Annotated in this window: 20 protein-coding genes; 8 read left to right on the forward strand and 12 right to left on the reverse strand. The window is 39.2% G+C overall.

Annotated features, from left to right (window positions below):
- Positions 1–120: 120 nt before the first annotated feature.
- The 3 genes from LEP1GSC185_RS08905 to LEP1GSC185_RS08915 all read right to left on the reverse strand — a co-directional run bounded on the left by LEP1GSC185_RS08905 (position 121) and on the right by LEP1GSC185_RS08915 (position 1,532).
- On the reverse strand, positions 121–585 hold the full coding sequence (locus LEP1GSC185_RS08905; RefSeq protein ID WP_008590900.1) for a hypothetical protein: 465 nt from the start codon (positions 583–585) through the stop codon (positions 121–123).
- A 68-nt stretch (positions 586–653) separates the two neighbouring features.
- Complete coding sequence (locus LEP1GSC185_RS08910; protein WP_008589453.1) at positions 654–869, reverse strand: hypothetical protein; 216 nt, start codon at positions 867–869, stop codon at positions 654–656.
- A gap of 240 nt (positions 870–1,109) precedes the next feature.
- Entirely contained in the window at positions 1,110–1,532 is a 423-nt protein-coding gene (locus tag LEP1GSC185_RS08915) for a hypothetical protein (RefSeq protein ID WP_008591181.1), read from the reverse strand.
- 116 nt (positions 1,533–1,648) lie between these two features.
- On the opposite strand from LEP1GSC185_RS08915, the gene fbp reads away from it, so the two are divergent.
- Positions 1,649–2,671, forward strand: coding sequence for a class 1 fructose-bisphosphatase (gene fbp / locus LEP1GSC185_RS08920; protein ID WP_008589754.1), 1,023 nt, complete (start codon positions 1,649–1,651; stop codon positions 2,669–2,671).
- 321 nt (positions 2,672–2,992) lie between these two features.
- The gene (locus LEP1GSC185_RS08925) at positions 2,993–4,645 is read left to right on the forward strand and encodes a thiol-activated cytolysin family protein (protein WP_008590210.1); all 1,653 of its coding nucleotides are present in this window, start codon (positions 2,993–2,995) and stop codon (positions 4,643–4,645) included.
- 57 nt (positions 4,646–4,702) lie between these two features.
- Here the strand turns inward: LEP1GSC185_RS08925 and galE are convergent, their stop codons facing one another.
- Together galE and LEP1GSC185_RS08935 are read right to left on the reverse strand one after the other, a co-directional pair.
- The gene (gene galE / locus LEP1GSC185_RS08930; RefSeq protein WP_008591277.1) at positions 4,703–5,674 is read right to left on the reverse strand and encodes a UDP-glucose 4-epimerase GalE; all 972 of its coding nucleotides are present in this window, start codon (positions 5,672–5,674) and stop codon (positions 4,703–4,705) included.
- 59 nt (positions 5,675–5,733) lie between these two features.
- A complete protein-coding gene (locus tag LEP1GSC185_RS08935; RefSeq protein WP_008590517.1) occupies positions 5,734–6,294 on the reverse strand; it encodes a hypothetical protein in 561 nt (186 codons plus the stop codon).
- A gap of 130 nt (positions 6,295–6,424) precedes the next feature.
- On the opposite strand from LEP1GSC185_RS08935, the gene LEP1GSC185_RS08940 reads away from it, so the two are divergent.
- The 4 genes from LEP1GSC185_RS08940 to LEP1GSC185_RS08955 all read left to right on the forward strand — a co-directional run bounded on the left by LEP1GSC185_RS08940 (position 6,425) and on the right by LEP1GSC185_RS08955 (position 10,433).
- The gene (locus tag LEP1GSC185_RS08940) at positions 6,425–6,634 is read left to right on the forward strand and encodes a YgaP family membrane protein (protein WP_008591601.1); all 210 of its coding nucleotides are present in this window, start codon (positions 6,425–6,427) and stop codon (positions 6,632–6,634) included.
- A 71-nt stretch (positions 6,635–6,705) separates the two neighbouring features.
- Positions 6,706–9,228 carry a cation-translocating P-type ATPase gene (locus tag LEP1GSC185_RS08945; protein ID WP_008589579.1) on the forward strand — a complete coding sequence of 841 codons (2,523 nt, stop codon included), beginning with the start codon at positions 6,706–6,708 and terminating at the stop codon, positions 9,226–9,228.
- 47 nt (positions 9,229–9,275) lie between these two features.
- Positions 9,276–10,052, forward strand: coding sequence for a helix-turn-helix domain-containing protein (locus LEP1GSC185_RS08950; protein ID WP_008590737.1), 777 nt, complete (start codon positions 9,276–9,278; stop codon positions 10,050–10,052).
- Positions 10,053–10,118: 66 nt separating this feature from the next.
- Positions 10,119–10,433 carry an antibiotic biosynthesis monooxygenase family protein gene (locus LEP1GSC185_RS08955; protein WP_008590484.1) on the forward strand — a complete coding sequence of 105 codons (315 nt, stop codon included), beginning with the start codon at positions 10,119–10,121 and terminating at the stop codon, positions 10,431–10,433.
- Between the two features lie 54 nt (positions 10,434–10,487).
- Here LEP1GSC185_RS08955 and LEP1GSC185_RS08960 read toward each other — a convergent pair whose 3' ends face one another.
- The 7 genes from LEP1GSC185_RS08960 to mgtE all read right to left on the reverse strand — a co-directional run bounded on the left by LEP1GSC185_RS08960 (position 10,488) and on the right by mgtE (position 23,962).
- The gene (locus LEP1GSC185_RS08960) at positions 10,488–11,444 is read right to left on the reverse strand and encodes a c-type cytochrome (protein WP_008589825.1); all 957 of its coding nucleotides are present in this window, start codon (positions 11,442–11,444) and stop codon (positions 10,488–10,490) included.
- Between the two features lie 32 nt (positions 11,445–11,476).
- Positions 11,477–12,460, reverse strand: coding sequence for an NAD(P)-dependent alcohol dehydrogenase (locus LEP1GSC185_RS08965; protein ID WP_008590170.1), 984 nt, complete (start codon positions 12,458–12,460; stop codon positions 11,477–11,479).
- Between the two features lie 138 nt (positions 12,461–12,598).
- Positions 12,599–13,051, reverse strand: coding sequence for a TIGR04452 family lipoprotein (locus tag LEP1GSC185_RS08970; protein WP_008591304.1), 453 nt, complete (start codon positions 13,049–13,051; stop codon positions 12,599–12,601).
- A gap of 11 nt (positions 13,052–13,062) precedes the next feature.
- Positions 13,063–13,734 (reverse strand): hypothetical protein, encoded by a 672-nt coding sequence (locus tag LEP1GSC185_RS08975; RefSeq protein ID WP_008590504.1) that lies wholly within the window; start codon positions 13,732–13,734, stop codon positions 13,063–13,065.
- The gene (locus LEP1GSC185_RS08980) at positions 13,731–20,879 is read right to left on the reverse strand and encodes an RHS repeat-associated core domain-containing protein (protein ID WP_008591628.1); all 7,149 of its coding nucleotides are present in this window, start codon (positions 20,877–20,879) and stop codon (positions 13,731–13,733) included. Before LEP1GSC185_RS08980 ends, LEP1GSC185_RS08975 begins: the two co-directional genes overlap by 4 nt.
- Before the next feature lie 994 nt (positions 20,880–21,873).
- A complete protein-coding gene (locus tag LEP1GSC185_RS08985; protein WP_008589476.1) occupies positions 21,874–22,518 on the reverse strand; it encodes an LA_2219 family laminin/E-cadherin/plasminogen-binding protein in 645 nt (214 codons plus the stop codon).
- A 49-nt stretch (positions 22,519–22,567) separates the two neighbouring features.
- Entirely contained in the window at positions 22,568–23,962 is a 1,395-nt protein-coding gene (mgtE, locus tag LEP1GSC185_RS08990) for a magnesium transporter (protein WP_008591050.1), read from the reverse strand.
- Between the two features lie 138 nt (positions 23,963–24,100).
- Between mgtE and LEP1GSC185_RS08995 the strand changes: the two genes are divergently transcribed.
- Positions 24,101–25,132, forward strand: coding sequence for an OmpA/MotB family protein (locus LEP1GSC185_RS08995; RefSeq protein WP_008590203.1), 1,032 nt, complete (start codon positions 24,101–24,103; stop codon positions 25,130–25,132).
- A 14-nt stretch (positions 25,133–25,146) separates the two neighbouring features.
- On the forward strand, positions 25,147–26,160 hold the full coding sequence (locus LEP1GSC185_RS09000; protein ID WP_008591395.1) for a cation diffusion facilitator family transporter: 1,014 nt from the start codon (positions 25,147–25,149) through the stop codon (positions 26,158–26,160).
- Positions 26,161–26,171: the final 11 nt, after the last annotated feature.

Genomic DNA, 26,171 nt, shown 5'->3' on the forward strand with positions numbered 1-26,171 from the left:
CAGAGGTCCGGAGTCTGGGGACAAAATACCCCGTATTTACTAATTTCTGTTGACCGGGTAGGAAGTCAAGGTCATTCGGGCGTTTTTCAGGCTAAAAGAAGAGAAAACTCCAAAATGACCTTATATGGTCAAAATGGATGTCCAGGCATACCCGTACAAACCAAGTATGACCCCAATACCCACCCCGTAAATCAAATGCCCGAAAACGTGAGCGGCAGCAACGCTGATCCCTGCTTCTCTAAACTGTTCCAACGGGTGGTTTCTGGCAACTAAAACCACTAATAGGAAGCCTACCAAATATCCGTGGAAGAATCCTAACGCTCCTCCAGTCACAATCGAAGCGATCAAAATATGAGGAGCCAGATTGATCAGAAAAGCGTAGGGAAATGCAAAAATAAGCCCCACGAGGATATGAGCAATTATCCCAGGGATTAATGCTCGATTCATATCCTTTGTGAAAAAACTTCCCACCGCTCGGATCATATCTGCATTGACTGATCCAGCATAATGAATGGACCACATGGAGAGAGACATACAAATGGTTCCGGTAAAACCGGCTAAGAAGATCAATCCTATTGCTTCCATAATTCCTCCCGCTCGCGGGGAAGAATTGTAGTCTAAAAAATTAGGTCGGACAAGAACTAAAGAGTGGTTTAAGCTGCAAAAAAATCCGCTTTTTGGATGGAAGAAATTTCAATTTCTGCTTCTATCCCGAAGTCACCGTTCTTGATGACGATGTCCCCTTTCATTTTTCTATTTTTATCCAGTTCGATTACGGTTCCGTCTTTTAAGGTTAGAATAATATCTATCCCGCGATAATTGATATAACGTTCTAAGGTGTCCTTAAATTGTTTCGCTCTGTCTTTCATCTTCTCCCCCAATACGTTTCAATTTACGGTACAACCGTTCATTTTCTCGAGAGAGTTTTTTATTCGCATCGAATTAATTTTTACGCAGAGAAATAGGGTAAAGAAAGGAGAAGGTACACAAACAAGTAGTACTTCCTCTGCGGCTTCGCGTCTCTGCGTGCCAATTTTAGTGTTTTAAATATCACTCAAAGTCGCAAAGACGCGGAGAGCTAATTTAACAGAAAAACTTTGCGTGGAATTTTAAAAATGAGCTTTTAGTAGTTTTTCGTAAACCGGTTGGAAGGAATCCAAAGGTTCAGTGAATTCAAGAAATTTAATTTCGTAATCTATGATGAGATGGTTTACTTGAAAGATCACTTCGTCGAATCTACTTTTTACAATATCCAATCTACAATCAGGACAAAAAGTTAAGAATGACCTGGAATTTAAAACGTACAATTTATCGTACGGACGAAGATGGGCCTGGATGACTGATTTTAGTTCTTCTAAAATTTCACCTGACTTTTGTTCTCCAAGTAGTTTAAAATACTGGGAGAGGTCCTGGAAATAAAAATGAGTTAGGACCATTTCAGTGCTGAGTGAATTTTTAACGTCACGTAGAAACTGGTTCGTAAATTCTTCGAACACATCCGGAATAGGCTGCTTTTGATTCGATGTTTCCATCTCTTTTAGGAATATCGACCGGATATCCCTCTAAAATCCAATTTTTTCAGGCTTGTCAACCTGCCCAGGAGCGATTTTATATCCGGTATAGCTAAAAAGCAAAAGGAGAACAAGCTGTGAGCGCCCACCCTACCCAATTAATGAGTCTTTCCCAATATCTGATCGAGGAACAACTCAAACTTCCCCAGGCAACAGGGGATTTTACGGCACTCATGAGCCATCTTGTTTACGCCGCAAAAGTAGTTTCTAGAGAAGTTAGAAAAGCAGGTCTTTTGGAAAATATTCTAGGAGCCACCGACCAAACGAATGTCCAGGGCGAAACAGTCATGAAGCTGGACGAATACGCCGACAAAATTTTTACTCATACACTTACCCGCTGCGGACACTTATGCGTGATGGGAAGCGAAGAACAAGAAGACATTATCACTATTCCCACAGGTTATAAGATCGGAAAGTATACGATCGCGATCGATCCTCTGGACGGTTCTTCTAATATAGATGCGAATGTTTCCATCGGGACTATTTTTTCAGTTCACTTAAGAACTTCTCCTCAGGGAACTCCCGGAACTAAAGAAGATCTTTTACAGAAAGGATCCAAACAAAGAGCGGCAGGATATATCGTTTACGGTTCTTCTACAATGCTCGTTCTTTGTGTCGGAAAAGGAGTCTCCGGATTTACATTAGACCCGTCCTGTGGCGAATTTATTCTTTCTCATCCGGAAATGAAAATGCCTGAATCCGGCGGTATATATTCCATCAACGAAGGGAACTACGACTATTGGTCGGATGAAGTGAAGAACTATATCCGAAACATTAAGTCTATCGAAGGAGGACGTAAGCCTCAGTCTCTGCGCTACATCGGTTCTCTTGTGGCGGACTTCCACAGAAACCTTTTAAAAGGTGGGATCTTCCTGTATCCTAACGATACTAAGTCTTCCAAATACCCTAAAGGTAAACTTAGACTTTTATACGAAGTTGCGCCTATGGCTCTCATTGCAGAACAAGCGGGAGGAATGGCTGTAACTGTAGAAGGTAAAAGGATCCTGGATCTGGAGCCGGAGGAGTTACATGAAAGAACTACATTCGTAGTAGGTTCCAAAAACGAAGTGGAACATTTTCTAACCTTTATAAAAAAATAATATACTTTCGCGGATCTTCTTTGTCTGTTTCGCAGAGAGAAGATCCGCAAGTCGGTTTCCTTCTTCCCTTCTTCCCTTCCTCTTTCCTTTTTTCCAAACCTTTCCTCCGACCGCTCCAAAAAATAAGCGCTTAAATCTTACTTATATTTTCGCATATGTCTTACTTTATACCAAGAAGACTTACATAACGTCTTTCATTCTTCTTATATATTACGTTTTAATAATAAATAAAAATATCATGATTTTATTTTAGCGCTTGCTACAAAAATTTGGGCAGATAATCTGTAGGCACTGAAATATTAAACAAGGTATTTTAAAAGAATGAAGATAGTGAAAAATTGGATCAAACCGTCGGTTGCAGCTGTTCTAACGGCAGGATACTTAGCGAGTTGTTCCCCAAATCAATCCAACTTAAACGGTTTATTAGGCTTTTTAGCAGGCTCCGGCTCTTCAAAACAAGTGCAAGAATCAGGCCCGGGAGCGCTTAAAATTGCGGATGCAGGCGAATTATATACGGAACCTTCTTATGGACAGGCTCTTTCTTCTTCCACTAAGGAATCGATCACTCCTTTTCCTGCAGGTATCCCTGTTCCGGATTCTAAAACAGGTCATTATTCTTGCACGACTACCAAGTGGGGTGCATCCGAAGTAAGAAGCCTTGTGGATCGCGCCATTCTGAACCAAGGATCCGAAGTGATCTATCCAGGCGCGTTATTACAAGGTAAGTTTTTGGAGGCAGGAGGATACACTCCGGTTACCATTCCTAGATCCGGCGGTAAAATTTTCCTTACCGGTTTGAAACTTTCTCCGAACGCGATCTACTCTAAGGAATTAGCTCAAGTAAGTGCATCCAATATACAACAAGGGATCCAAGACATTCTATCCACAGATGTTGTAGGAACTGCAGCAGATGCTTCTTTTAGCGTAGAACAAGTTTACAATGAAAATCATCTTCTTTTCAATCTTGGATTAGATGCTCGTTTCTCGGATGTCGGCTTAAAAGTCAGCCTCGGGATCGATAATTTGGGGAAAAAGAACTATATTTTGATGAAGTTCGCTCAGAAATTCTACGACGTAAATTTTGAAGATCCTATTCTATCCACTTCGGTCTTTAAGGACGGGGCTAACTTCCAAGATCCGGAAGGACAGATCGCGGCAAACAATCCTCCATTATATGTTTCTAAAGTTTCCTACGGAAGAGTGGTTTATTTCCTGTTGGAGTCCGAATACACTGCACTCCAAGTTAAAACCGCTTTGGAAGTTGCCTGGGATCCAGGGATTCTTTCTGCGGTTTCTCCCGTTCCTCCGATCGGTGGGGAAGTTTCCGTTACTCATGAGCAAGTTTTAGACAGGACCCGGATTGCATATTTCGTAAGAGGTGGAAACGCAGGTTTGGCCTTGGCTCCTATCAGCTCCGCCGATTCCGCAACTCCAGGAAGTATGTACCAAGCAATTCGCAATTTTTTAGCGAACCCGGAAGCTGCTAATTATTCCGCAGCGAACCCTGGAGTTCCTATCGCTTATACATTAAACTATCTTAAAGATAGATCCGTTGCTAAGATGAGCTATACCACAGTGTATGACCAAAGAGACTGTGAGGCAACCTACTCCGAAAATCCTCAGGTATTCACTGCAAAACTCGGAAAAGTGGACGACAAGGTACGTTTCTTAATGGATGGACAGGAATTTTTCTCCACAAATCCGGAAGCGGATGTTTATACAGGACCTGAGATCAATCTAAACAATGCAATGAGTGTAGGTTCAGAACATGAGTTCACAGTAGAACTGATCAACTCGAATTGTTTCGGAGCAGCCTTGGACATCGATCTGAAGTTGAATGGAACGGTATTAAGAACACGTAATCTAAATAGAAGTGTAAGCACCTGTGGAAAACAGTTAACTTACAAATACAAATTAAACAAGATTACTGGCGCTTGGTCCATTCTTGAAGAGAACGAAACAGCAGAATTCTAATCACTATTACCGATCTTTCAGGCTTCTTCTCTCATTGGGAAAGAAGCCTTTTTCTTTTTAGTGAGAATGGTTTTTGTGAAATTCCCAGGCGCTAGTTACTATATCCTCTATCTTTGCGAATTTAGGATCCCAACCCAAAATCTTTTTGGCTTTAGTGTTATCTGCGATCAATTTAGCAGGATCCCCTTCTCTCCTAGGGCCGATCTTGTATGGGATAGAGACCCCCGAGACCTTCTCCACTGTTTTAATAATTTCTAAAATAGAAAATCCTTGTCCTGTTCCTAAGTTGAAAAAATCGGAAGTTCCACCTTTTTTTAGATACTCCAATCCAAGATAATGGGCTTGGGCCAAATCCATAACATGGATATAGTCTCGAACAGCAGTACCGTCTTTGGTATCATAATCGTTTCCGTTTACCGTAAGTGAATCTCTTTTTCCTAATGCTTTTTCGATCACGATAGGAAGAAGATGTGTCTCCGGATCATGTTCCTCGCCTATATCCAAGTCGGAACCCGATGCATTAAAGTAACGAAGAGCTACGTATTTCAAATCGTACGCATGTGAGTAGTCCGCCAAAATTTTTTCGATCATAAGTTTGGATTGTCCGTAAGGATTGATCGGATTTTGAGGAGTGGTCTCTAAGATCGGTACTTCTGTAACAGCCCCGTAAGTAGCGCAGGTCGAAGAGAATATGAAGTATTTGACTCCGTGCTCCTTCATCGCTTCCAAAAGTTGTAATGTGCCCACTACATTGTTTACATAGTATTTTTGGGGATCGGTAACGGACTCTCCCACGTATGCGAACGCAGCGAAGTGAATGACCGCTTCGAATTCATGTTCCGAAAATACACGAGCCAGATCCGATTTATTTAATAGATCTCCTTTGAAAAACTTTCCCCACTTAACAGCTTTCTCATGACCGTTGGATAGATTATCGAATACTACGGTCTCCAGCCCCAATTTGTGCAGATATTTATTCATATGGGAACCGATATATCCGGCCCCACCGGTGATCAGGATTTTTTTCATAAAGCTTTTACATGTATTTCAGAAGGATCGAAATTGTAAAAATGAATTTTGGGACATCCTTAGCCGAGATCGCCTTTCTTAGAAGTAAAACCGCTCAAAGATTCTTTCAAACTTAAAAAATCGGAAAGAATAAAGATGATCGTGATAAAAGATAGGATAGCTTCAAAAATCACTAAAACTTCCGCTTCTGTACTTTCCGGGACAATTTTGATAATCCCGATATTGGTGAAAATCATCAGGCTAAAATATACGAATTTAAAAAATAAGGAAGAATATCCCAAGTTCTGAGGAATTCCGGAAAAAGAACTTGTATCCGTTTTATAAATACAAAGGAAATCGAATCCGAAAGATAGAACGATTACACTAATATTGAACGCGATAAATACCAAAAATTCATAATATTTTAGATCCAACCCGGAAAATTCCGTAATCCTTCTGAAACCTTTAATAAAAAAATAGCAAGATTTAAAACCTGCCAAAATCAGGATCAGATATTTGATATCCAAACCTGAAAATTCACTTTCATCCAAAAAGATGAGAATGATTCCTAACGATATGATGGATATATACTCTATAGATGTCTTTATTATAGTTTTTATAATATAACGATCGATTTTCATAATGCTTCCAAATTCAGATACTTTTGATATTTATCAGCTTGCCGAAACGGATTTGTATCCGTCCAATTATTGACAAAGACTTAAAATGGAAGAATATTTCTGATAGAGAAATGGTCAATAGGTGTTCAATATGAAATTTATAAATTCTAACTTTTGGGACAGGGTATTCAGAGTGGTATTAGGAACCTCCTTGATTACCTGGGCATTTTATATAGAAGATTTGTATAAACTTGCGATTTTTGCAGTAGGCTTCATTATCCTGGCAACAGGGATCGTAGGTTGGTGTCCGATTTACTCCCTATTCGGCTGGAATACTCGGACCCACTCTAAAAAGTCTTAGATTCCCGTAATTATTCTCTATGGTAAGAAAGATCTTGCCATAGAGAATCGGATCATAGCTATTCTATATCTATGCCCCAAGCAACGGAGATCCTTTACAAAGGTTTAAGCTTTCAGGAAGCATCCGAACTTCTTCAAAAATTCGGACCGAACGAATCCAAACTCAAAAAAACATCCTTCTGGCGGATCAGTCTTTCTATTCTCGCAGAACCGATGCTTGCCTTACTGCTGGCCTGCGGTTTTATCTACGCTTTACTCGGCGATTTGGAAGAAGCGATCACACTTTCCATAGCAGTCATTGCAGTTATTTCTCTCACTATTTATCAAAAGAATAAGTCCGAAAAAGCTTTGGAGTCTCTCAGAAAACTCTCCCCTTTAAAGGCAAAGGTGATCCGAGAAGGAAAAAAGATAGAGATTGATTCCGCCCAACTTGTTCCTGGAGATTTGGTCTATTTATCCGAAGGAGACAAGGTCCCGGCTGATGGATATTTGGTAGACGGATTAAATCTGCATTCTGACGAATCTCTTTTAACGGGAGAGTCTATCCCTGTATTAAAAGAAGAAACGGATCTAAACAGCCAAGGTCCATATTCCGAATTCCAAAAGGTATATTCCGGAACAAAGATCGTTTCCGGAGAAGGAATTTTTAAAGTATTATTTACCGGAGATCTTACTTCCATCGGTTCTATCGGAAAAGAAATGGGAGAAATTTCCGAATCGGAAAGCCCTCTCCAAAAGGAGGCGAAAAAATTTACGACGTCCTTCTTTTTGGGAGCTTTAGTAATTTCTGCTTTTTTAATATACGGACTTGGGATACGTAGTGGAAACTGGATGCAGGCAGTCCTGGCAGCGCTTACATTCTTAATGGCTGTATTGCCGGAAGAAATTCCTGTAGTCCTAAGTATATTTTTTTCATTAGGAGCGTGGAGAATTTCCAAAAGTGGTGTTTTGACAAGAAAACTGAATTCGATAGAATCGCTCGGGGCAGCGACGGTTTTATGCGTAGATAAAACTGGTACTTTAACCGAAAACCAAATGAAAGTGAAAGGTTTGGTTTCTTCCCAAGAGAATTCTTTATTCGAATTTAAAACTCCCGAAGTCGCGGAAGAATTTCATATACTTTTGGAATTCTCCATTCTTGCTTCCAAAAAAGACCCTTTTGATCCTATGGAAAAAGCGATCCGAGAGTTAGGGATTAAATTGCTGTACGATACGGAACATCTTCATGCCGATTGGAAATTAGAAAAAGAATATCCACTTTCACCAAAGTTACTCGCACTTAGTTACGCTTGGAATTCGGAAGAACCCGGAGCGTTTGTGATCGGTACAAAAGGAGCTCCGGAGGCAATATTCGACCTTTGCCATTTTTCGAAGGAAAAAACGGAATATTGGGAAAAAATCACTGAAACTTATTCGCTACAAGGATACCGAGCCATCGGAGTAGCAAGATCCAAAATTACAAATTCATCTCTTCCTGAAAATCAACACGATCTAGAATTCGAATTTTTGGGTCTGATCTTATTGGAAGATCCTGTCAGAGAATCAGTACCTTCTTCCGTTTCCGAATGTGTCCAAGCAGGGATAAGGGTTATTATCATCACAGGCGATCACGCAGGGACCGCTAAGGCAGTAGCTTCCAAGATCGGATTAGAGGACCATAAGGAAAGTATAACCGGCGACGAGTTAGAAAAACTTACGGAAGAAGAGTTAGCCTCCAAGTTAGATACCATAGGAATTTTTTCCAGGATAAAGCCAGCTCAGAAATTAAAGATAGTACGAGCATTTCAGAAAAAGGGTGAAATTGTCGCTATGACAGGAGATGGAGTAAACGACGCTCTTGCCCTCCAAGCGGCTCATATCGGTATCTCTATGGGAAAAAGAGGTACAGATGTAGCAAGAGAAGCTTCGGATCTCGTGTTGTTGGATGATAATTTTTCCTCCATAGTAAAGTCCGTATTTTTAGGAAGAAGGATCTATGAGAATATACAAAAAAGTATTTCTTACATTCTATCCGTTCATGTCCCTATCATAGGAATGTCTTTATTGCCTGCATTTACGGGAGATCCAATCTTCTTCTTTCCTGCACATATTTTAATCTTAGAGTTAATTATAGACCCTACATGTTCTATCGTTTTCGAATCATTGGATTTGGAAAAAGGTGATCGTTATTCCAGTCCTAGAAGGAAGAATTCTAGTCTAATGACCGTCTCTCGATTTCTTCTTTCATTCGCGCAAGGTGCGATCGTGCTTGTCTTGCTAATTACTTTATATTTCAAGATGAAAGAAAAAGGTATTAGCGAAAATGAGATCAGATCTTTCGGTTTTATATTCCTTGTAGCATCCAACTTCAGCCTAATGCTAACGAATCTAACTCATAAAGGCGGATTTGTCTCCATCTTGAGATCCTTACATTCCACCGTGTTCTGGATCTTTTTCTTAGCGACTTCCGCATTGATAGCAAGTTTCCAATTCGACTTTAGTCTTAGGTTATTCGGTTTTCATAGAATCCCATTGGACTGGGTATTTTCCGCAATCGGATTGGGGCTTATCTCCGGTCTTGTTTGGGAAGTAAGGAAAATACGATTTTCTGCTTGAGAGTTTTAGAAGAAGAGACAATCTAAAGGAACCAAGAACCCACTCTCATGAAAGTTGATACATTTTTACCTAGTAAAAATTTACAACCGTATATACGCCAATTCCTGATCATTGAAAGTGAAAACGGAATGCAAAATAAAATCCTTCCCGGATCTTCTTTAGTAATTTCCTTTAGGATCAACGGAAGTATTTCTCATAAGGAAGAAAATCGAGAAAGTATTCTGCCAAGCTCCGGAATTACAGGCTTACGACGTTTTCCTAGATTGATCGAATATTCCCCAAAGGCCTCTACTCTATTAGTAATTTTTAGAGAAGGTGGAGCTGCCAGTTTTATCAAGGAACCGATCCATACCCTATTCGAAATGAACCTGTCTTTAGATCATCTGATCTCCCCTAAAAAAGTGTCTGAAACGGAAGAAAAACTTTCCAAATCAAAAACGAATCCGGAAAGGATCTCTATTGTGGAAAATTTTCTGGTCTCGGAATGGATAGGGACTAAAAAGAATAATCTAATATTGGATTCTATCACTCGGATCAGAAAGTCGAAAGGAACTCTGAAGATCAGGGATCTATTGAAAGGAATGCCGATCAGTAGAGATTCGTATGAAAAAAAATTCAGAGAATTGATTGGGACTAGCCCTAAACAATTCTCCTATATGGTGCGAATGAAGAATATTATAGATTCCTATTCTTTTGAGACAAATTTAACGGAAGTGGCCCAAGAAGCCGGATATTTTGACCAGGCGCATTTTATTAAGGACTTCAAAACTTTCACAAACGAGACCCCTAAACAGTTTTTTAAACTTTCTACTCCCTATTGGTAAAATCCTGAATTTTTACAATTTCGAATTCTATAAATATAGTATCTTCTCTCCAAAAGGAGAACAAAAATGCAAAAAGTTTTGATAGATACATTTATAGTTCCTAAAAACGCGGAAGAAGAATTTTTCAGTCGGGTCAAAGTAAATCGGAATCTAATTAAAACCCTCCCAGGTTTTATCCAAGATTCCGCATATATCCGCGAAAAAAGTCCGGCCGAATTTCAATTTGTAACTGTTGCAATTTGGGAAAATGAAGAAGCAATTTCTAACGCAAAAAAAGAAGTGCTATCCTCTTATCAAAGGGAAGGTTTTGATATGCCTGCGATGTTGCAGAGACTTGGGATTACCATTGAAAGAGGGATTTTTGAGCCTTCAAAAAGTTAAAAACAATATATTCAGAAGGGAATATATTCTTCCCTTCTTCTTGGCAAAGTAAGCTTAGTTATTAATTTTATTTTTAATAGCCGGCACAGTTTGCAAATAAGCGAATATGGCGGCCAAATCTTCTTCCGTCATTCCCGCATACATCGTCCATGGCATAATTGTTTGGAGTTCTCCCTCTTTTACAGAATGAGGTTTATATTGAGGAAGTTCCATGCTCTTAAATCTTTTGATAAACTGAGCTTCTGTCCAATTACCCAATCCGGTTTCCTTGTCCGGAGTTAGATTTGCTGAAATAATTTTAGTTCCGTTACTTAAAGGAAATTCAAATCCTCCCGCAAGTTCCATACCTGCAATCGGCTTTCCTTTATCTTGTTTTGTGTGACACTCTGTGCACGCCGCCGCAACAAATAGATATTTTCCGTAAGATATCTTATCTTGTTTTTCCGGTAGTTTTCCGAATTTTGCAGGACTAGGTATCGTTCTTAAAATCAAGTTGAAGGGAAAATCAGGTTTAGAATCGGGATTTTTCTTTTCGATCGGTTCCAAGGTTCTTAAATAAGCAATGATAGAAATTAGATCTTCTTGGTCCATCTGGCCGTAAGCCGGATGAGGCATAACCGGAAACAGTGCATTCCCATCTTTATTAATTCCGCTTGAGATCGCTCTTAAAATTTCTCCATCTGTCCATTGAGCTAATGCACTTGGAGTAATATTCGGTGCAACGAAAGCACCTGGGAATCCAATCTTTTGATCAAAAACTTCGCCACCTTCTCCCAATGTTTCCGGGATTAATGGACCGGAAAATTTAGACCAGTCCCGTATCGAATGGCAGTCCATACAAGCTGACACATGATTGGCGAGATACTTACCTCTTTGTACACGCTTAGGATCTTTTCCCGCCGAAATTTCCGGAGCTGGTTCCGCATTCGGAAATTTAAAATATAAAAATCCGATCCCCGATACGGGCAAAAGGATAATTATAATTCCAATCATCTTCAAAATTTTTTTCATTCACAGTTCCTTTTATTATTAATTTTTTATGATCAATCGGTGGACTCTACTTTTATGATCACCTTACCACCGGCATGACCTTCCTCAACGTAACGGATCGCTTTCGGAACCTCTTCCAAAGTGTATCTTCTGTCGATTACCGACTTGATCTTATCGGATTTCATTAACTCCGATAAAAAGAGAAGATCTTTTTGATTCGGTTGAGAAGATGCGGCTATAATCTTTCGATCGCTTGTTAACGACACAAACGGTCCCAAAAGTAAGGCTTGGAACAGCTGAGCAGTTCCTCCGCCAGCCATTACATATCTACCTTTCGGATTTAAGGAAGCCTTATATTCTGAAAGAGAACGATATCCATTTACGCCAACGATTAGATCGTATTTTTTTCCGTTTTTTGTAAAATCTTCTTTGGTATAATCAATTACGTGATTAGCTCCTAAAGATATTGCCAGTTCTTTTTTGGAAGTGCTACAAACTGCTGTAACATTAGCTCGGAAATATTTAGCAAGTTGGATCGCAAAGGTTCCAACCCCTCCCGATGCTCCATTGATCAGTACTGCTTGTCTTGCTTGTATCTTTCCAAAATCGCGTAAAGAATGTAACGCGGTCATTCCCGCCAAAGGCAGTGCAGCTACATCTTCGAAAGATAGATTAGAAGGTTTTAATACAAACTCGTCTTCTTTGCCACATTTGTATTCCGCAAATCCGCCAAAGCCGCTTGCAAAAACATCTCCGAAAACCTCGTCACCCGGACGGAACTTAGTAATATTCCGCCCTACCTCCTCTACGGTTCCGGCAACATCTGCACCTAAAATCGAAATCTTTTTGGGTTTAAAAAGCCCGGCATAAAAGCGGACCAAAAAAGGGTCTGCCTTCATCATACGCCAATCAGCAGCATTTACGGAAGCTGCCTGAACTTTTACTAAAATTTCGTTTTCTTTCGGAACAGGTTTGGAGACCTCTTTAAGTTTCAGAACCTCAGTTGATCCGTAATTCTCATATACAATCGCTTTCATTCGTATATGTATATCTTTTGGTTTAAAGTTTCAGACAATTGAGAGATGGGAGAAATTTTTGTCATTCCAGATCATTAAAAAATTTCCTAATATATTTCAAGAAATTTTACTTGGAAGTTACGCTAAAGTTCCAATAGATTACTTATTTTTCGAAGGATTATTAGAACTTTCGGCCATGTTTTTATCGATTAACAAATCGTTTGGGCTTAAGTTGCAATTTACATTGCTTGCATAAGTGGTAAATGAATCAAAGTCTAAAATGACTCCGAGAGATTGAAGTATTTTTGCACAATCGTCAATATCGTCCTTTTTATAATATTTAGATTCGTCGATCTTAAATACCATTTCGTCAATGAAAGATACATATATCACGTCGGCAATTATATATGATTCTAATTCCTGTCCTGTATAACCTTGTGCTGTAAAAGCAGCCCTCGCAGTAAGGGAATCCCCAATCATCGCCGCATCTAAAAGTCTTCTCTTTGCAACGTCACCTTTGTAAGTATCAGTAAGACCTAAAGTATCAACAACTATACAATTTGCCAGAAAACTATATAATAATGTTATTATAAGTATATTAATCTTTTTCATTTATTCTTCCATCATTCTTTATGTTGAGAACAAGAGGAGTCTTCTTCTCCTTGAAAGGTTTTTTCAATTTGAAAGTCCAAATTAATTATTTGCTCACCCAAGAACCGGTAAGATGAAGGCCAATTCTGAGAATCTTTTAGCTTTCGAAGATTTTCCGAAGGTTGGTCTTCACCTACAAAAACTTTTACTCTAACAGAATGATTTTCAGGTAAATCTAAACTTTTCTGTATATATCCTCTTTTTCTATTATCATAATCGAATATCATAAATGTAAACTCGTTTACTCCGGATGGCATAGGGATTTGATATTCACAGCCAAATAAAAATTCCTCCCTTCTAAAACTAGAAAAAAATTGCCAAACTATGTTTTTATAAAGTCCATCGTTTTTATTTCTAAAGTATTCATGGGAAGGGTTCACTGGATATGAAAGGCCTTTGGCCCAGCCTGTCGCATCAGAATCCTTTGATCGTATGTAAAAAAAGAAAGAGCGACTATTTTTATTAATTTGGCTTTGATCAGCCAAAGCGGATTTAGCATAATCTTCTATTTTGAGAATTAAAAAAGTATTTTTCTGATTTTCTATAGGAAAACTTCTTCCAGGTCCTGCAATACCGCCAGAGGATATACAACTAAGTAAAGTAACTGCAATTTGTAAAAATAATAGAAATCTGCAATTATTCACTCGATTCCTCCGCAAGTTCTACTAGTACCTTCTGCATAATCTAAAATTAATCCCACAGGAATTGTTACGTCCTTGTAGGCTTTTATTGCAAATCCGACCATTGCAGCTCCAAACGATTTCCAATCTTCCATGATTGCGCTCCTTAATGTCATCCCATAACCTAAACCAGTCAATGCGGGCTCCAGCCAAGGTATAGCTCCACTTGCGATCGGATAACCGACAATACCTGCTCCTGCCAGCATTCCTCCAAATTGCCCAGCAGCTGCATAACAAGCACCTTGTCTGGCGCTTCTTTCATTCCAATGAATATTATTAAAGCTCGATTTACTAAACCCACCTGCAACGTAAGCTTGTAAAGTCCAGAATGAAAGAATTGAACCTATAGCCATCCCACCGACTATGACCGCTGCACCTCCAACTGCTAATGCTGTCGCAGCCAGAATAGGAATTACAGCGATAGCGACTAAAGCCGCGGCAATCGCTAAAACTACTGCAGTAAAGACCAAAACCGCTGCAACAGCTATCGCCGCTAACCCAACTATTATTGCGGCACCTGCAGCCGTCATAGCCACAGCACCGGCCATTAGTACTACGCTAACTCCTGCTATTACAGCGGCTGCCGCAATACCTGAGATGAATCCCAACGCACTCGCCCCGATTGCTAGGCCAGCCGCTCCAACAATTGCAGCGGCTGACAAGCCCATCATTACTGCTGAACCTCCAATGACTGCAGATCCTACACTTATAATTGCCAATGCAGCCGAACCCATAACGATAGTAGATCCAACGATAACAGAGGCGGCGATTCCTAAACCTAGAGCCGTTGCACCGGCTATTGCTATCACGGATGCTCCTGCCATGCCAACTGCAATCGCACTTGCCAACATCCCTACCGGGTTTAATATAAGTAACGCATTGGTCAATGTTAGCTGAAAGTTTAAAAAACCGAGACCGTTTTTACTTAACCAGCTACTAAAGACGCTATGACCGCTAGGATCTGTATAACTTATCGGGTTTCCTTCCGTATACATATAAAGATCCATTCCCATCGGTCGACTGCTATCAATTAGAGAGTCAGCTTGTAAGAAGCGACCTATTATCGGATCGTAATACCTCGCTTTATAATAATAGAGTCCAGTTTCTCTATCCTCTTCTTGGGCAGTGTATTTATATCTAAAAACATCAGGTCCAAAAGAATCTTCTCTTTGAATTTCTCCGTATGGCTTATAACTTACATTCGAAGCTCCGGATTGCTCTCCCCCAGTTACTCTATTTCCTAATCCATCTGTCGCCATTACGATCGATCCTAAATGATCCGGATGTAAAAAGAGAAATCCCGCTACTGGCATTCCCGCGCCCGATCCGGGTTCGTAAGGACTTCCAACACCTGTTGTTCCTGATTCTATAAAAGGTAATATTGTCCAAGGAGCATTGCCACTACTACCGGGCAAAGTAATAGAACAATTTGAAAACGAGACGAGCATTAATGGTATTACGAATTTTATAGTTAACCTCCAAAGTCCATCTCCAAAAGAAAGTAAAGCAAACCCAACACCCAAAAATATTGTGACGTACAAGAACACGATATTTGCTCCAGGAACAAAAAGCAGATACTTAATGCCTCGAATTGTAAGATCTTTAGATTGCCATAAGTAGGTATTCCATGTGGCTCCTATACCTGAAGAAGCTAAGAGTTCTTGATTTCCGTAGGAAATTAGATCAGGATTTTGTCTGGACCATTGCCCAACTAAATCTCCCGAATTTCCCCGAAAATATAATGTATGCTGTGGAGGTTTTGCAGATGCTAAAACTACCTCGTATAGACCGCCTAAAGTAATCGTTTTTGTTCCGTCGCTGCTTCTTGTTTTTCGAATACGTGTCCCGGTGAAATCGTAATCAAATTTAATCGTTTCTCCATTAGAGGTGTTTATTCGTTCTAATTTTTGGAAAGGATTATAAGCAAACTCTTCATCATTCTTACTAAGAACGTTTCCAGCACTATCATATGTATAATGATAAGAAATCGAATCCCCAGATACATCTGTAACTGCATTCTTATGAGAAGAATCTAAATAAGAATAAGTCGAGTTACCTTTTTTCAGTAATTTACCAGAATCAGAGTATTGATATTCTTCTATTCCATAAATACCCACTGCAGATGTAAGGCGGTTTAATGAATCATAAGTGAAACTTTGAGACCGAGTAGGAGTTAAACTATCGGTTATTGAAGAATGGTTACCATAATTGTCATAGGTATAATTTAAATCTTGATAGGAACTTGAATCTTTGCTTGTTTGAATACGGACCAGATTTTTCTTAACTGGATCATAATAGATATTCGTATTTACACCATTTCCCAATATTCTTTGGATTTTCAAGAGACCATTTTCTACAATAGGTCCAGCATATTGCACGACAGGAAAATCGGTACCGCTTCCGTCGGCCGGGTCCAAGGTTACTGCTGAAAGGTAACCGGCTTCGGAATATAGGTTCTTAGCGACGCTCCCATCCGGATAGGTAATTTCTTCAACCTGACCTTGTAAGTTGTATTTCCTTTTGACGATAAGTGTTAAATTTTCATCAACAAGATTCTTTTTAATTACTATCTGGTTTCCTCGTATATCATATTCAAATTCAGTTGTTCCTAAAGAATCAGTAACTTTCGTTAGGCGACCTATTCCGTTTGAAACTGATGCGCTATCATACTCGAAAATCTGATTAACAGTTTCTCCTTGAGGACCTACTCCAGTCGCTTGCAATACTCTTCCTAAGACATCATACGAGTATTGAATTTCCGAGCCACTGGCCAATCTCTGTTTATTAAGATTTCCAGAATTCGAATCGTATACGAATTGGGTCGTACCAGAATTCGGGCTAATAACTTTCGTCTGTCTTCCTGCAAAATCGTTCTGAATGTACGTAATTCCATTCTCCGAATCTATGAGTTGAGAAATTTTACCGTTTGATGCATATTTATATTGAATTGTTTTTCCTTGCTGAGTTACGGATATCGTCTGTCCAAAAACATTTTTGATTTCGATATTTTCTCGAATAGCATTCCCATTATTAAATTCTTTCGTCGTAGCGGTCCACCCATTGATCGAGATAGAAGTAGAATGACCGTCATTTCTTTCCGAAAGAATTAGATTTCCTTCTGCATCGTAAGTATAATTCGTCCAAGAGAATGGTGTCGATCCTTCCAAATAGGAGTCTACCTTCTTCAACGTTAGTCCCTTGGGGTTGTAATACACTTCTTCCACAAGAACATAACCATTTACTAAACTGCTCCGTTTCTTTGATACCCCGGAAATTAAATTACTAGACTCTTCCTCCCAGCTACTACCGCCATTTCTTCGAAAAGATTTTCGTACAAGTTTATTTTCCAAATCTCCCGTATTTTCATATTCCACTTTTTCCGACCAATCTGACTCCCCCGGTAAGTAACTCAAAACAGCACGACCAAAAGTATCATAGTCAGTTTTCGAAACTCCTCCATTAGAATTTGTTGTCGAAAGTTCTAATCCGGTCGTTAAATCATATTGTTTTAAAGAGATATGTCCTAACGAATTAGTAGTTTTAAGTGGATATTTATGTACTACAGAATCATATTCTATGGAGTTTGTGTTTCCATTAGAGTCTAAAACCGAGGTAGGATTTCCATATTCATCGTAAGCTTGAATAAACTGACTCCGCCATACTCCTTCGGAAATTAACTCGTGAACTTCAGATAAGGATCGTCCTGAATAATTAAGTTTTTTGTCAGATAGTAATTCTCCATCTTTCAATACCTGAATCTCAATCGGTTTTCCTATTATACTTTGGCTCCAATCATTCAAATACGTTGTCTTTTCTGCTAATAATGTACCATTAATGGAAGTTACTTTATTTAAAACGTTTCCATACGAATCATAAGTTTTCGAAATTAATGAGGAAGAAAGAGCATTTCCACCCTGATATTTTACCTCGGAAGCGTCACCAGATAAAACAAGAATGCTACCAAAGTTTGATATAGATTTATTGTAACTCCACGTAGATTCCGAAATAGGAATACCGTTTGTCTCGATTCGCTGATATGTAGGCTTTCCAGACATCTCTATGAAACTTGGATTGTATTCGACTTTAATTGTTTGATTCAAAATGGAATCGTTTTGAGTCATTTTCTGAAAGCCGATATACGAAGAATTTCGAAAACCTCCCAAATAAAATCTAGCAAAAGAGTAAGTATAACTTCCTGAGCTTAAAATGGTATTTCCCGTTTTCTGAACTAATTTCGTAGTTAGATAATCTGCACCTCCAAAGGGAACAAATTGAGGACTTGCAGAGTTATACAAATTTGGTTGGATTGCTCCGGGATGGTTTTTCGCAAGTTGGTATTCTAAATTTAATTCTAAATTTCCCTGCGAAGAATAAGCTCCATTTTCAATTTTTGAAAGGAGCCCACTTGGAAGGGCTTGGTTAAATCTAATATAATGTAGTTCTAAATTAGATTCGTATGGAAAACTACGCCAAGCAGTAGTTAGTATTCCTGGAGCACTACTTGTAACCGAAGTCTGAAAATTGACTTTATTCCCCTTTAGTCCTAAAAATTCAGGCTTCCCGTCACCATTTGTATCTAACGCTTGAAAATATCCACCTGTTGTCCAACTATCTTCGCCATCTAGAGAATATGTTATATAACCATTCGAATCTAATCTGGCATACGAAACTGCCAAAACGCCATTAGATGCATCATATCTCAAGAAATCAGCTTTACCATCTCCATTAAGATCTATAAAATCTTTTCTGTTCATCCAATTAAAGTAAGAAATAGAACTCGAATCACCACTGCTGGAAGTAGAAGGTATATAAGAATCCAAGTCTATAGCTACATCGTAGGGACTTGCATTAGCAATGGTAACTATGAATTTAGATGTATTAACGGTTGTTATTAATCCGTTCGAATCGGTCCGCTGTTCGCTTGTTACATCAGCTCTGAGAGTGTCTAAAACACTATCTCCATTTAAATCTTTGGAAACGTCCTGGTTCCAATACAATTTGAAAGCCGTTAAATATTTGGAATTCGTCAAATCATAAATTTCCACGTTAAAAAACGGATTGAAAATATCTGTGTTATCATAAGAAATTCTGTCTTTTACTCCATCTCCAGAAAGATCTACTTCCACATAAACTTTACTAGTGCTTGAACCAGGCTCTTTATTAGCAAATGCTCCATTAACATTTATAGTTTGAAGAGGACTTGCTCCATTTGTTTGGAAAATTCTTCCTGTAAATGGATAATACGATATACTCCCCTGGCTTCCAGGCATTGAGAAAAAAGCAAAGTCTAAATATCCATCTCCATTTAAATCTGAAAGGAATTGATCTCCATATTTGCCAAAATCGGGCCGAGTAATTTTATTTGTTTCTATTTCTTGAAGTAGTCCATTCTTAAAATCCAGAAACGTTACAATTAGCTCTTGAGAATTTGAATCGTTAATTCGTATGAAATCCGGTACACCATTTCGATCTAAATCTACAAACTGATGGAAGGAAGTTCCATACGTAGAAATAGTTAACGTTTGGATTTTTTGAAATCCTGATCCTGTCGAAGCATATACTAGGAAATCGTTATTTTTATCTACTTGGATAAAATCAGTTTTTCCATCTCCATTCACATCAGTTATAAAATGCTTGGAATTTGAAGATCCTAGATTTTGAGCAGACACATTTGAGTAAGACGCTGAAATAAAATCTGGCCCGTAATAAACTTTTAAAGCCTCTCCGTTATTTTTCAGAATTAAAAAATCGCTCTTTCCGTCGCCGTTAAAATCTCCAGGCAATATTCTTCCTATACTAGTAATTCCTATGTGACTCCCGATAGTATTGGTATTGGCAGAAATTGGACTGCTATTGACATTTTCCCAATCAGACAGCTTGGAGATTGAAAACTTCTGATTAGTCATAGTTCCTGTTACTTTTACTAATTCAGGAATGCCATCTCCATCTGTATCGGCGGGAGTAACGAATGTAGAAGTAACCCCGTTAGTGCAAACATCTTGAAAAGAAGCGATCCCTTGCGCACATAAAATTCCAGCTGCGCCTACTGTTGCTGCCATGCAAGCAGCACTAGCAGAACATAAACAAGCAGATTGTGTAGCAGCGCAGCTAGATTGAACATTTGGATTGATTGCTTGGTAAGAAACATTATAGTTCTTTCCGTTCGAATTAAATAGATCGGCCTGAGTTGATCTTTCTAAATAGGAGAAATTAATTGGTTTATAATTCTCTCTTTCATAAGAAGATAAAATAGGTCCCAGATCAGTAATCTCATAACTAAAATTATATGTTTCAATTAGCTGTTCCGAACCACTCGAATCTTTGGCATACACATCTATTTTATCTAAAAGCTTTTTTCTAAAAACAGCTTTTGTAAGATAAAAAATCTGCTCCCGAAAATCACTTGAACGATCCTTATAAGAAAAAACTATCCTCCCATTTCCTCTGGCATATTTGATTTCTTTGGGAAGAGGCTCATCTGAAATAGCTGAATCCGAGTTATATACGATATCATACCCGTTACCAAAAGAGTCCCTGACCTTATCTAAATAGGAAGTAATCGTTACGCTGTTACTTAGAACAATGGATTCCGAACCGCTGCTATCGTTTCTTCCATACTCATAAGTAATTCCAGATTTATCTTGGAAAACCCAAACGTTTCCATCCAATTTAATCTTATAGAAAGATTCCATCTTGGATCGGTACACACCGCTCGTGCTTGTCTCAACCAATTCTCCCAAAACACTGGAGCTATAACCGTCGGTTGTCCCAAAGTGGACTCCTAAATTAGGATTTTTTAAAATTCTAGGAAATCCTCCTAAATTCCAGCCGCTTCCCAAGATAGACTGAGTATTTCCTCCAGTATAATCTATTGTAATAGAAGGAACTAAATCTCCTGCTCCCGGCGGAACTTGGATACTCAGAGAAAAACTTGGCTTACCTGTTATCCCAATTTGGATATTCGGCAAAGGAAGTGGAATACTTGTCTCTCCACTGGAAAATACAGATGTAAAATAGTTTAAAATTGGTTTTAAAGGATTCCAGGCGATTAGAAAGAAAGATGACGTAGCTATGATGACAGCGATTGAAATTTTTTTATTAAGTCGCATATTTATCCCTCAAGGAACTTGAGTCAATAACGTAAGACTTTTTAATAAACGACTTACGTTATTAGCTCCGATATCTAATACCCAAATCAGAGTCAAATATGTCAAAAAATTTTATAAATATGGAATAAATCTAGTAACTGGAGCATTTGCTACAAATTTATTTTTTATGAAAAACCTATCACCTAAGGGAACCTTTTAAATAGGTACTGGTCATAATTACAGTTAAAATTGTTTATTAGAAAATATTAAACTTTCTTCAACAAAACTCACCAATTTTTCTTTAGTTATCTCTTCGCAAACCCATAGTAACGTTTTTTGAACATTGCTATTACAGATGTATAACCTGCTCGTAGATAGTTTGCCTGAATTTCAATTCTTCTAATTTAATTTGGTCCGGATTCTCCAATAGGCAATTCGTAATTTAAGATTGATTACCTATCGTGGCGTTAATTCCATCGGTAATCGATGGTTGTCTATGGCGATACAGGCAACCGTTTAGATTATGAATATCTACTAAGATCGTATGCGCAAAAAATGTCGACCTGGACAATCTCATGTAGTATAAAACCCTAATATAATCTATTCCTTACTTTGCAAGCAAGGGAACTCTTCTCTAAACTCAAAATTATCGAGGTGGCTGACAAAAAAATGGTTTTAATATTCGGATCTAAACTCTTTATATGCCCTTATTTCTCGAAACATAGCCAAACAGGCGTTCTCCTCCTACGTATACATACGCCCAGAATACTCCCAACTATATCTGAATGAGTTCTGCTTCTACAGAAACTTAAAAGTATTTGGACTTGATGCGTTAGTTGCTAAGTGGAGAGAGAAGATCGGAGTGGTTGAGGAAGTAGGAAAAGAGGAAGAAGTCCCTCTCGGATACACTCGCTTCCAACTTACTAACAGAAGTGATTTAGAGATTCAAACCGTTTCTTCTGCTTTCAAGTTGAAAACGAGTGTACCCACCGGTGTGCGGATTGTAAAGAAAAAATTACCTCTTCTTTACCTCGCCGCGGAGCTCTTCCTTAACTGTATCTCTGGTTGTATTTGATTTATTTTCTAGTTTGATTGTGTAATGAATTTGATACTTAGTCACTACAGGCTTCTCTTCCGAATGTTCCATGGACCATCGAGTCACATCATTCTGGATAATCTTAGCAAGGTTATTGATCCTAGGAACTCTAGTATTAAAGCGGATTGTTTCGACAGCGCCGGTATTTCCGTTTAAGATCACTAAGATAATTCCGTCGTCGTTAAAATTGATCCTATTATACTTTACTAATTCTTCGCTGATAAGCGCATCCCCGCCTTTATCCACTTTTCTGCGGATGTATTTTGATCCTCTGATCTGACGGACCTGATAAGAGTCGCTAGTGATATGTACTCTGAAATATTCGGCGCTGTCTTTAGACTGACTCTGGAAAGAAACAGGATCTGTAGTTGTGATCTTCACTGAGTTTCCATTTTCGTCGATGACATCTTCATTTTCTCCAGCCGGATTAGGTAGGACTTCTCCTTTAGGAGTCTCCGGTGTTTGGGAGGTAGTTCCTCCTGTACTAATACAAGAAATAAATGATAAACAATATAGAACCGCAAAAACGGCTAAAAAAGTTCGGAAAACCGAAACACGAAACATTGGCCTCTCCTACCCAAGGAAATTTATAATTTTATCCGAAATGTTCCAACTATACCAAATATTGCAAGAACAGTGTGGCAAGCCCTAGGAAACAGAAAAAGCCGAACACGTCCGTGGTAGTTGTTACAAATATGGAAGACGCAATTGCAGGATCTATCCCAAGCACCTTTAGTAACATAGGGATACAAGCTCCTACGATAGCTGCAACGATTAGATTCGCTAACATTGCAAAAAAGATAACAATCGCAAGTGCAAGTTTTCCCGTATAAAAAAATACGGCAAGTCCTGTGATCGCTCCGATCGTAAGCCCATTAATTATGCCTATGATACCTTCTTTCCTGAAACCTACAGTCCAGTTTGACTGGCTTAAATCGCCGGTGGCGATATTTCGGACCACCACTGTGATGGATTGGGTACCCGCATTTCCCCCCATGCCAGCAACGATCGGCATAAGACTCGCAAGCAATACGAAAGATTGGATCGTATCTTGGAATAACGCAACTGTAGAAGCAGCCACCACTGCAGTTCCCAAATTGATCACAAGCCAGGTTAATCTTCTTCGGATAGAATCCCAGATAGAGGTGTTCAATCTTTCCTCTTCTGAAACTCCCCCCATCCTCAAGATGTCCTCAGAAGCTTCTTCCTGAACGATATCCAAGATATCGTCTACAGTGATCCTGCCGATAATCCGATCCAGATCGTCTACAACTGCAGCCGAAACTAAGTCGTATTTTCGGAAAATTCTAGCTACTTCTTCCTGATCGGTATCGTAGTGAATGGAGAACACTTCCTCTTTTACGAGTTTACTCGCCTTTTGATTCAGCGGAGCAAGAAATAGGTCTTTGAGTCTGATAAATCCTTTTAGGTGATTCTCCGCATCGGTAACGTATAAAAGATAGATATCATCCGTCTCTTTAGCGACCCTTCTCAATTTGATGATCGCTTTTCTGACAGTGTCTGTCTCATAGGCAGAGGCAAACTCGGTCGTCATCAAACGACCAGCAGTGTATTCCCTAAAATTCAGTTGTTTTCGGATCTGAGACGAATCTTCCCGATCCAAGGAATTCAGGATTTCCTCGGCCTTATGCTTAGGGATCTCGGAGATCAGATTAGTAACATCGTCAGGTTCTAGATTTTCGACGATAGGAGAGATCTCCTTCATATTCAGGCGAGAGATCAAATCCGCCTGCAAATCCTCGTCAAACTCGACTAAGATCTCGGACTGCTGTTCGGAATCGCAGAGCTTAAATACGTAGAATGCTTCGTCAATATCCAGCTTTTCCAGAACTTCGGCAATATCCGCCGGGTGATTGGAAGAAGTGAAAGCGAGTAGGAACTTATTGTCCTTATTTTCTATCTTTTCGAGAAAAGACCCCATCCAATCCGCAGATTGTGGATTTGCCTTCAGGGAAGAAGTTTCCTTAGTGCTATTTGTTTCGTCCATTTTTGCGTACTTCCCCCTATGACAGAATCCTGATGGAATTTATCGGTTCAATGAATTTCCTGATTTTTAGTACAAGAGTTTTTCATTTGACTGGGGACTTGTAGCCTTAGAATAGAACCTAGTTTTCCTGATTTGACTATGAAACCTTTTCTTTTCCGACTTATTACCGTTCTTCTATTCTTCTTTTCCCTACCGATATTCTCGGACGCATTTTATTTCCCTTGGGAATACAATAAACTATATAATGAGAACGCGACTCTCAGGATCGAATTAGATTCGCTTAGACTTCGTTACAGAAACGAGACCGAAAACGCTAAAAAGGAAAAACTAAGCCTGGATGCCAGGATCCAGAATTTAGAAGAGCAACTCGCGGGCGAAAAGTCCTTCCGAGAAAAGGACAAGGAGCTTGCGGCGGAGCTGATCCGTGCCCTTGAAAATCAGATCGCACTTCTAAAAACAAAGAGCGGAAATAAAGAAAAAGAGCTGATCGAAGAGAATGAAAAGCAGTCCAAAAAATACCAGGAACTGATCTCCGAATTAAAGTCCGAGTTGGAAAAAGAAAGATTGAACTGTATCCGTAAAATGGATGAGCTCAAAAGAGAATACGAATCCAAAATTGCCGGTCTGGAAGCTAGGATCAGAGAATTAGAGGATAATCTTTCCAAGCTCAAGAACTTAAACGAGGATCAAAAAAGAGAATTAAATCGTTTGGCAGAGCAGGCAAACGAATTAGAATCCAAACTTTCCGGAGAGATCGCGAAAGGACAGATCCGAGTAAAACGTTTTCATAATAGACTAGTCATCAATATAGACGATCAGATCTCTTTCGATTCCGGTTCCGCGGACCTGAAAAAACAGATCTTTCCCGCATTGGATAAAATTAAGGAAATTTTGGTCAAGTATCCGGGAAACCTCATCATTGTAGAAGGTCATACGGATAATATTCCAATACGGACTAAAAAATTTAACGATAACTGGCAGTTGTCTACTGAGAGAGCTCTTTCTGTAGTTCGCTTCTTATTAGAGAGCAAAAATCTGGATGCAAGGAACTTCTCTGTAGCAGGTTATGGAGAACACCAACCTATCGTTTCAAACGATACTCCTGAAAATCGTTCCTTGAATAGAAGAGTGGATATCGTTTTAGAACCACAAAGCGGCAAGAGTCACTAAGGCTTCTTTCGACTTTGGAAAAAAATCTTCACTCATCTTCTAATTTCGAACCTTTTGGGAGACAGGCGATCCTTCGTCCCATAAGAAAGGACGCATTACGTAGTTTAGTTTTCGCGTTCTTTCTTTCAATCATGACCTTCTCCTGGGAAATATTCGGTTCCGCTCAAAGCAAAAGTTTGGCGCTTCTTGCGGATGCAGGACATGTGATCTCGGACTCGTTCGCATTTTTGTTAAGTATATTTGCGGTTTTAGTCTCAGACAAAAAACCGAATGCAAAAATGAACTTCGGATTCTTTAGGGTAGAAGTTTTTGCAGCATTCTTAAATTCCATTCTGATCTCTGGGATTTCAGTTTTTATCATATACGAAGCCGTCCAAAGATTTCGTCATCAGGAAGAAATTGGTACTGACTCCATGTTGGTTTTCAGTTTAGGAACGATCGGTCTAAATCTGATCTCCGTCTGGTTATTAAAAAGGATTTCCGCAGATAATATTAATCTTAGAACAGCTTACCTTCATGTTCTGAACGATCTATTCGGTACGGTTGCCGTTTTAGTAGGCGCAATCCTGATCCGCATATTTGCTTGGAGTTGGATAGATCCGCTAATTAGTTTGGTTCTTTCTATTTTTATATTAAGAGCGGCAGTTATCATCTTAAAGGAAAGTCTTTTGATCCTTCTGGAATCCTCTCCCACTTTTGATGAATGGGACCATTTGAGAAAGGATCTATTGCATATCAAAGGGGTCGAATCTCTTCTTTCTGCTCATACCTGGACCCTAACTAAAGGGATCCACGCTTGCGCTTTCAGGGTTCAGATCGTTAAGGACTCGGATCCTAAAAAAATCCTGAAGGAAGCTTATGAACTTTTGAGAGGAGAATGGAAGTTCGAGCAGATCTATCTGCAATTAGAAGACGCTTCCACCACCCATGTAATTGACGGAATTATTGCGAAAACACTACATGAAATAGATTCGGAAGAATGGGGACATCATCACCATACTCACGATCATCCAGCGCACCATCACTGAAAATTTGCGCA

It is taken from the genome of Leptospira licerasiae serovar Varillal str. VAR 010 (genome assembly GCF_000244755.1).
In the GTDB taxonomy this organism is placed as follows: Bacteria; Spirochaetota; Leptospiria; order Leptospirales; family Leptospiraceae; genus Leptospira_B; species Leptospira_B licerasiae.

What these genes read in the sequence shown, in the direction of transcription:
- LEP1GSC185_RS08925 (WP_008590210.1), top strand. Translation starts at nt 2,993, where the DNA reads ATGAAGATAGTGAAAAATTGGATCAAACCGTCGGTTGCAGCTGTTCTA.
- LEP1GSC185_RS08935 (WP_008590517.1), bottom strand. Translation starts at nt 6,294, where the DNA reads ATGAAAATCGATCGTTATATTATAAAAACTATAATAAAGACATCTATA.
- LEP1GSC185_RS08945 (WP_008589579.1), top strand. Translation starts at nt 6,706, where the DNA reads ATGCCCCAAGCAACGGAGATCCTTTACAAAGGTTTAAGCTTTCAGGAA.
- LEP1GSC185_RS08915 (WP_008591181.1), bottom strand. Translation starts at nt 1,532, where the DNA reads ATGGAAACATCGAATCAAAAGCAGCCTATTCCGGATGTGTTCGAAGAA.
- LEP1GSC185_RS08965 (WP_008590170.1), bottom strand. Translation starts at nt 12,460, where the DNA reads ATGAAAGCGATTGTATATGAGAATTACGGATCAACTGAGGTTCTGAAA.
- LEP1GSC185_RS08940 (WP_008591601.1), top strand. Translation starts at nt 6,425, where the DNA reads ATGAAATTTATAAATTCTAACTTTTGGGACAGGGTATTCAGAGTGGTA.
- LEP1GSC185_RS08985 (WP_008589476.1), bottom strand. Translation starts at nt 22,518, where the DNA reads ATGTTTCGTGTTTCGGTTTTCCGAACTTTTTTAGCCGTTTTTGCGGTT.
- LEP1GSC185_RS08980 (WP_008591628.1), bottom strand. Translation starts at nt 20,879, where the DNA reads ATGCGACTTAATAAAAAAATTTCAATCGCTGTCATCATAGCTACGTCA.
- LEP1GSC185_RS08955 (WP_008590484.1), top strand. Translation starts at nt 10,119, where the DNA reads ATGCAAAAAGTTTTGATAGATACATTTATAGTTCCTAAAAACGCGGAA.
- LEP1GSC185_RS08960 (WP_008589825.1), bottom strand. Translation starts at nt 11,444, where the DNA reads ATGAAAAAAATTTTGAAGATGATTGGAATTATAATTATCCTTTTGCCC.
- galE (WP_008591277.1), bottom strand. Translation starts at nt 5,674, where the DNA reads ATGAAAAAAATCCTGATCACCGGTGGGGCCGGATATATCGGTTCCCAT.
- LEP1GSC185_RS08970 (WP_008591304.1), bottom strand. Translation starts at nt 13,051, where the DNA reads ATGAAAAAGATTAATATACTTATAATAACATTATTATATAGTTTTCTG.
- mgtE (WP_008591050.1), bottom strand. Translation starts at nt 23,962, where the DNA reads ATGGACGAAACAAATAGCACTAAGGAAACTTCTTCCCTGAAGGCAAAT.
- LEP1GSC185_RS08910 (WP_008589453.1), bottom strand. Translation starts at nt 869, where the DNA reads ATGAAAGACAGAGCGAAACAATTTAAGGACACCTTAGAACGTTATATC.
- LEP1GSC185_RS08995 (WP_008590203.1), top strand. Translation starts at nt 24,101, where the DNA reads ATGAAACCTTTTCTTTTCCGACTTATTACCGTTCTTCTATTCTTCTTT.
- LEP1GSC185_RS08905 (WP_008590900.1), bottom strand. Translation starts at nt 585, where the DNA reads ATGGAAGCAATAGGATTGATCTTCTTAGCCGGTTTTACCGGAACCATT.
- LEP1GSC185_RS08950 (WP_008590737.1), top strand. Translation starts at nt 9,276, where the DNA reads ATGAAAGTTGATACATTTTTACCTAGTAAAAATTTACAACCGTATATA.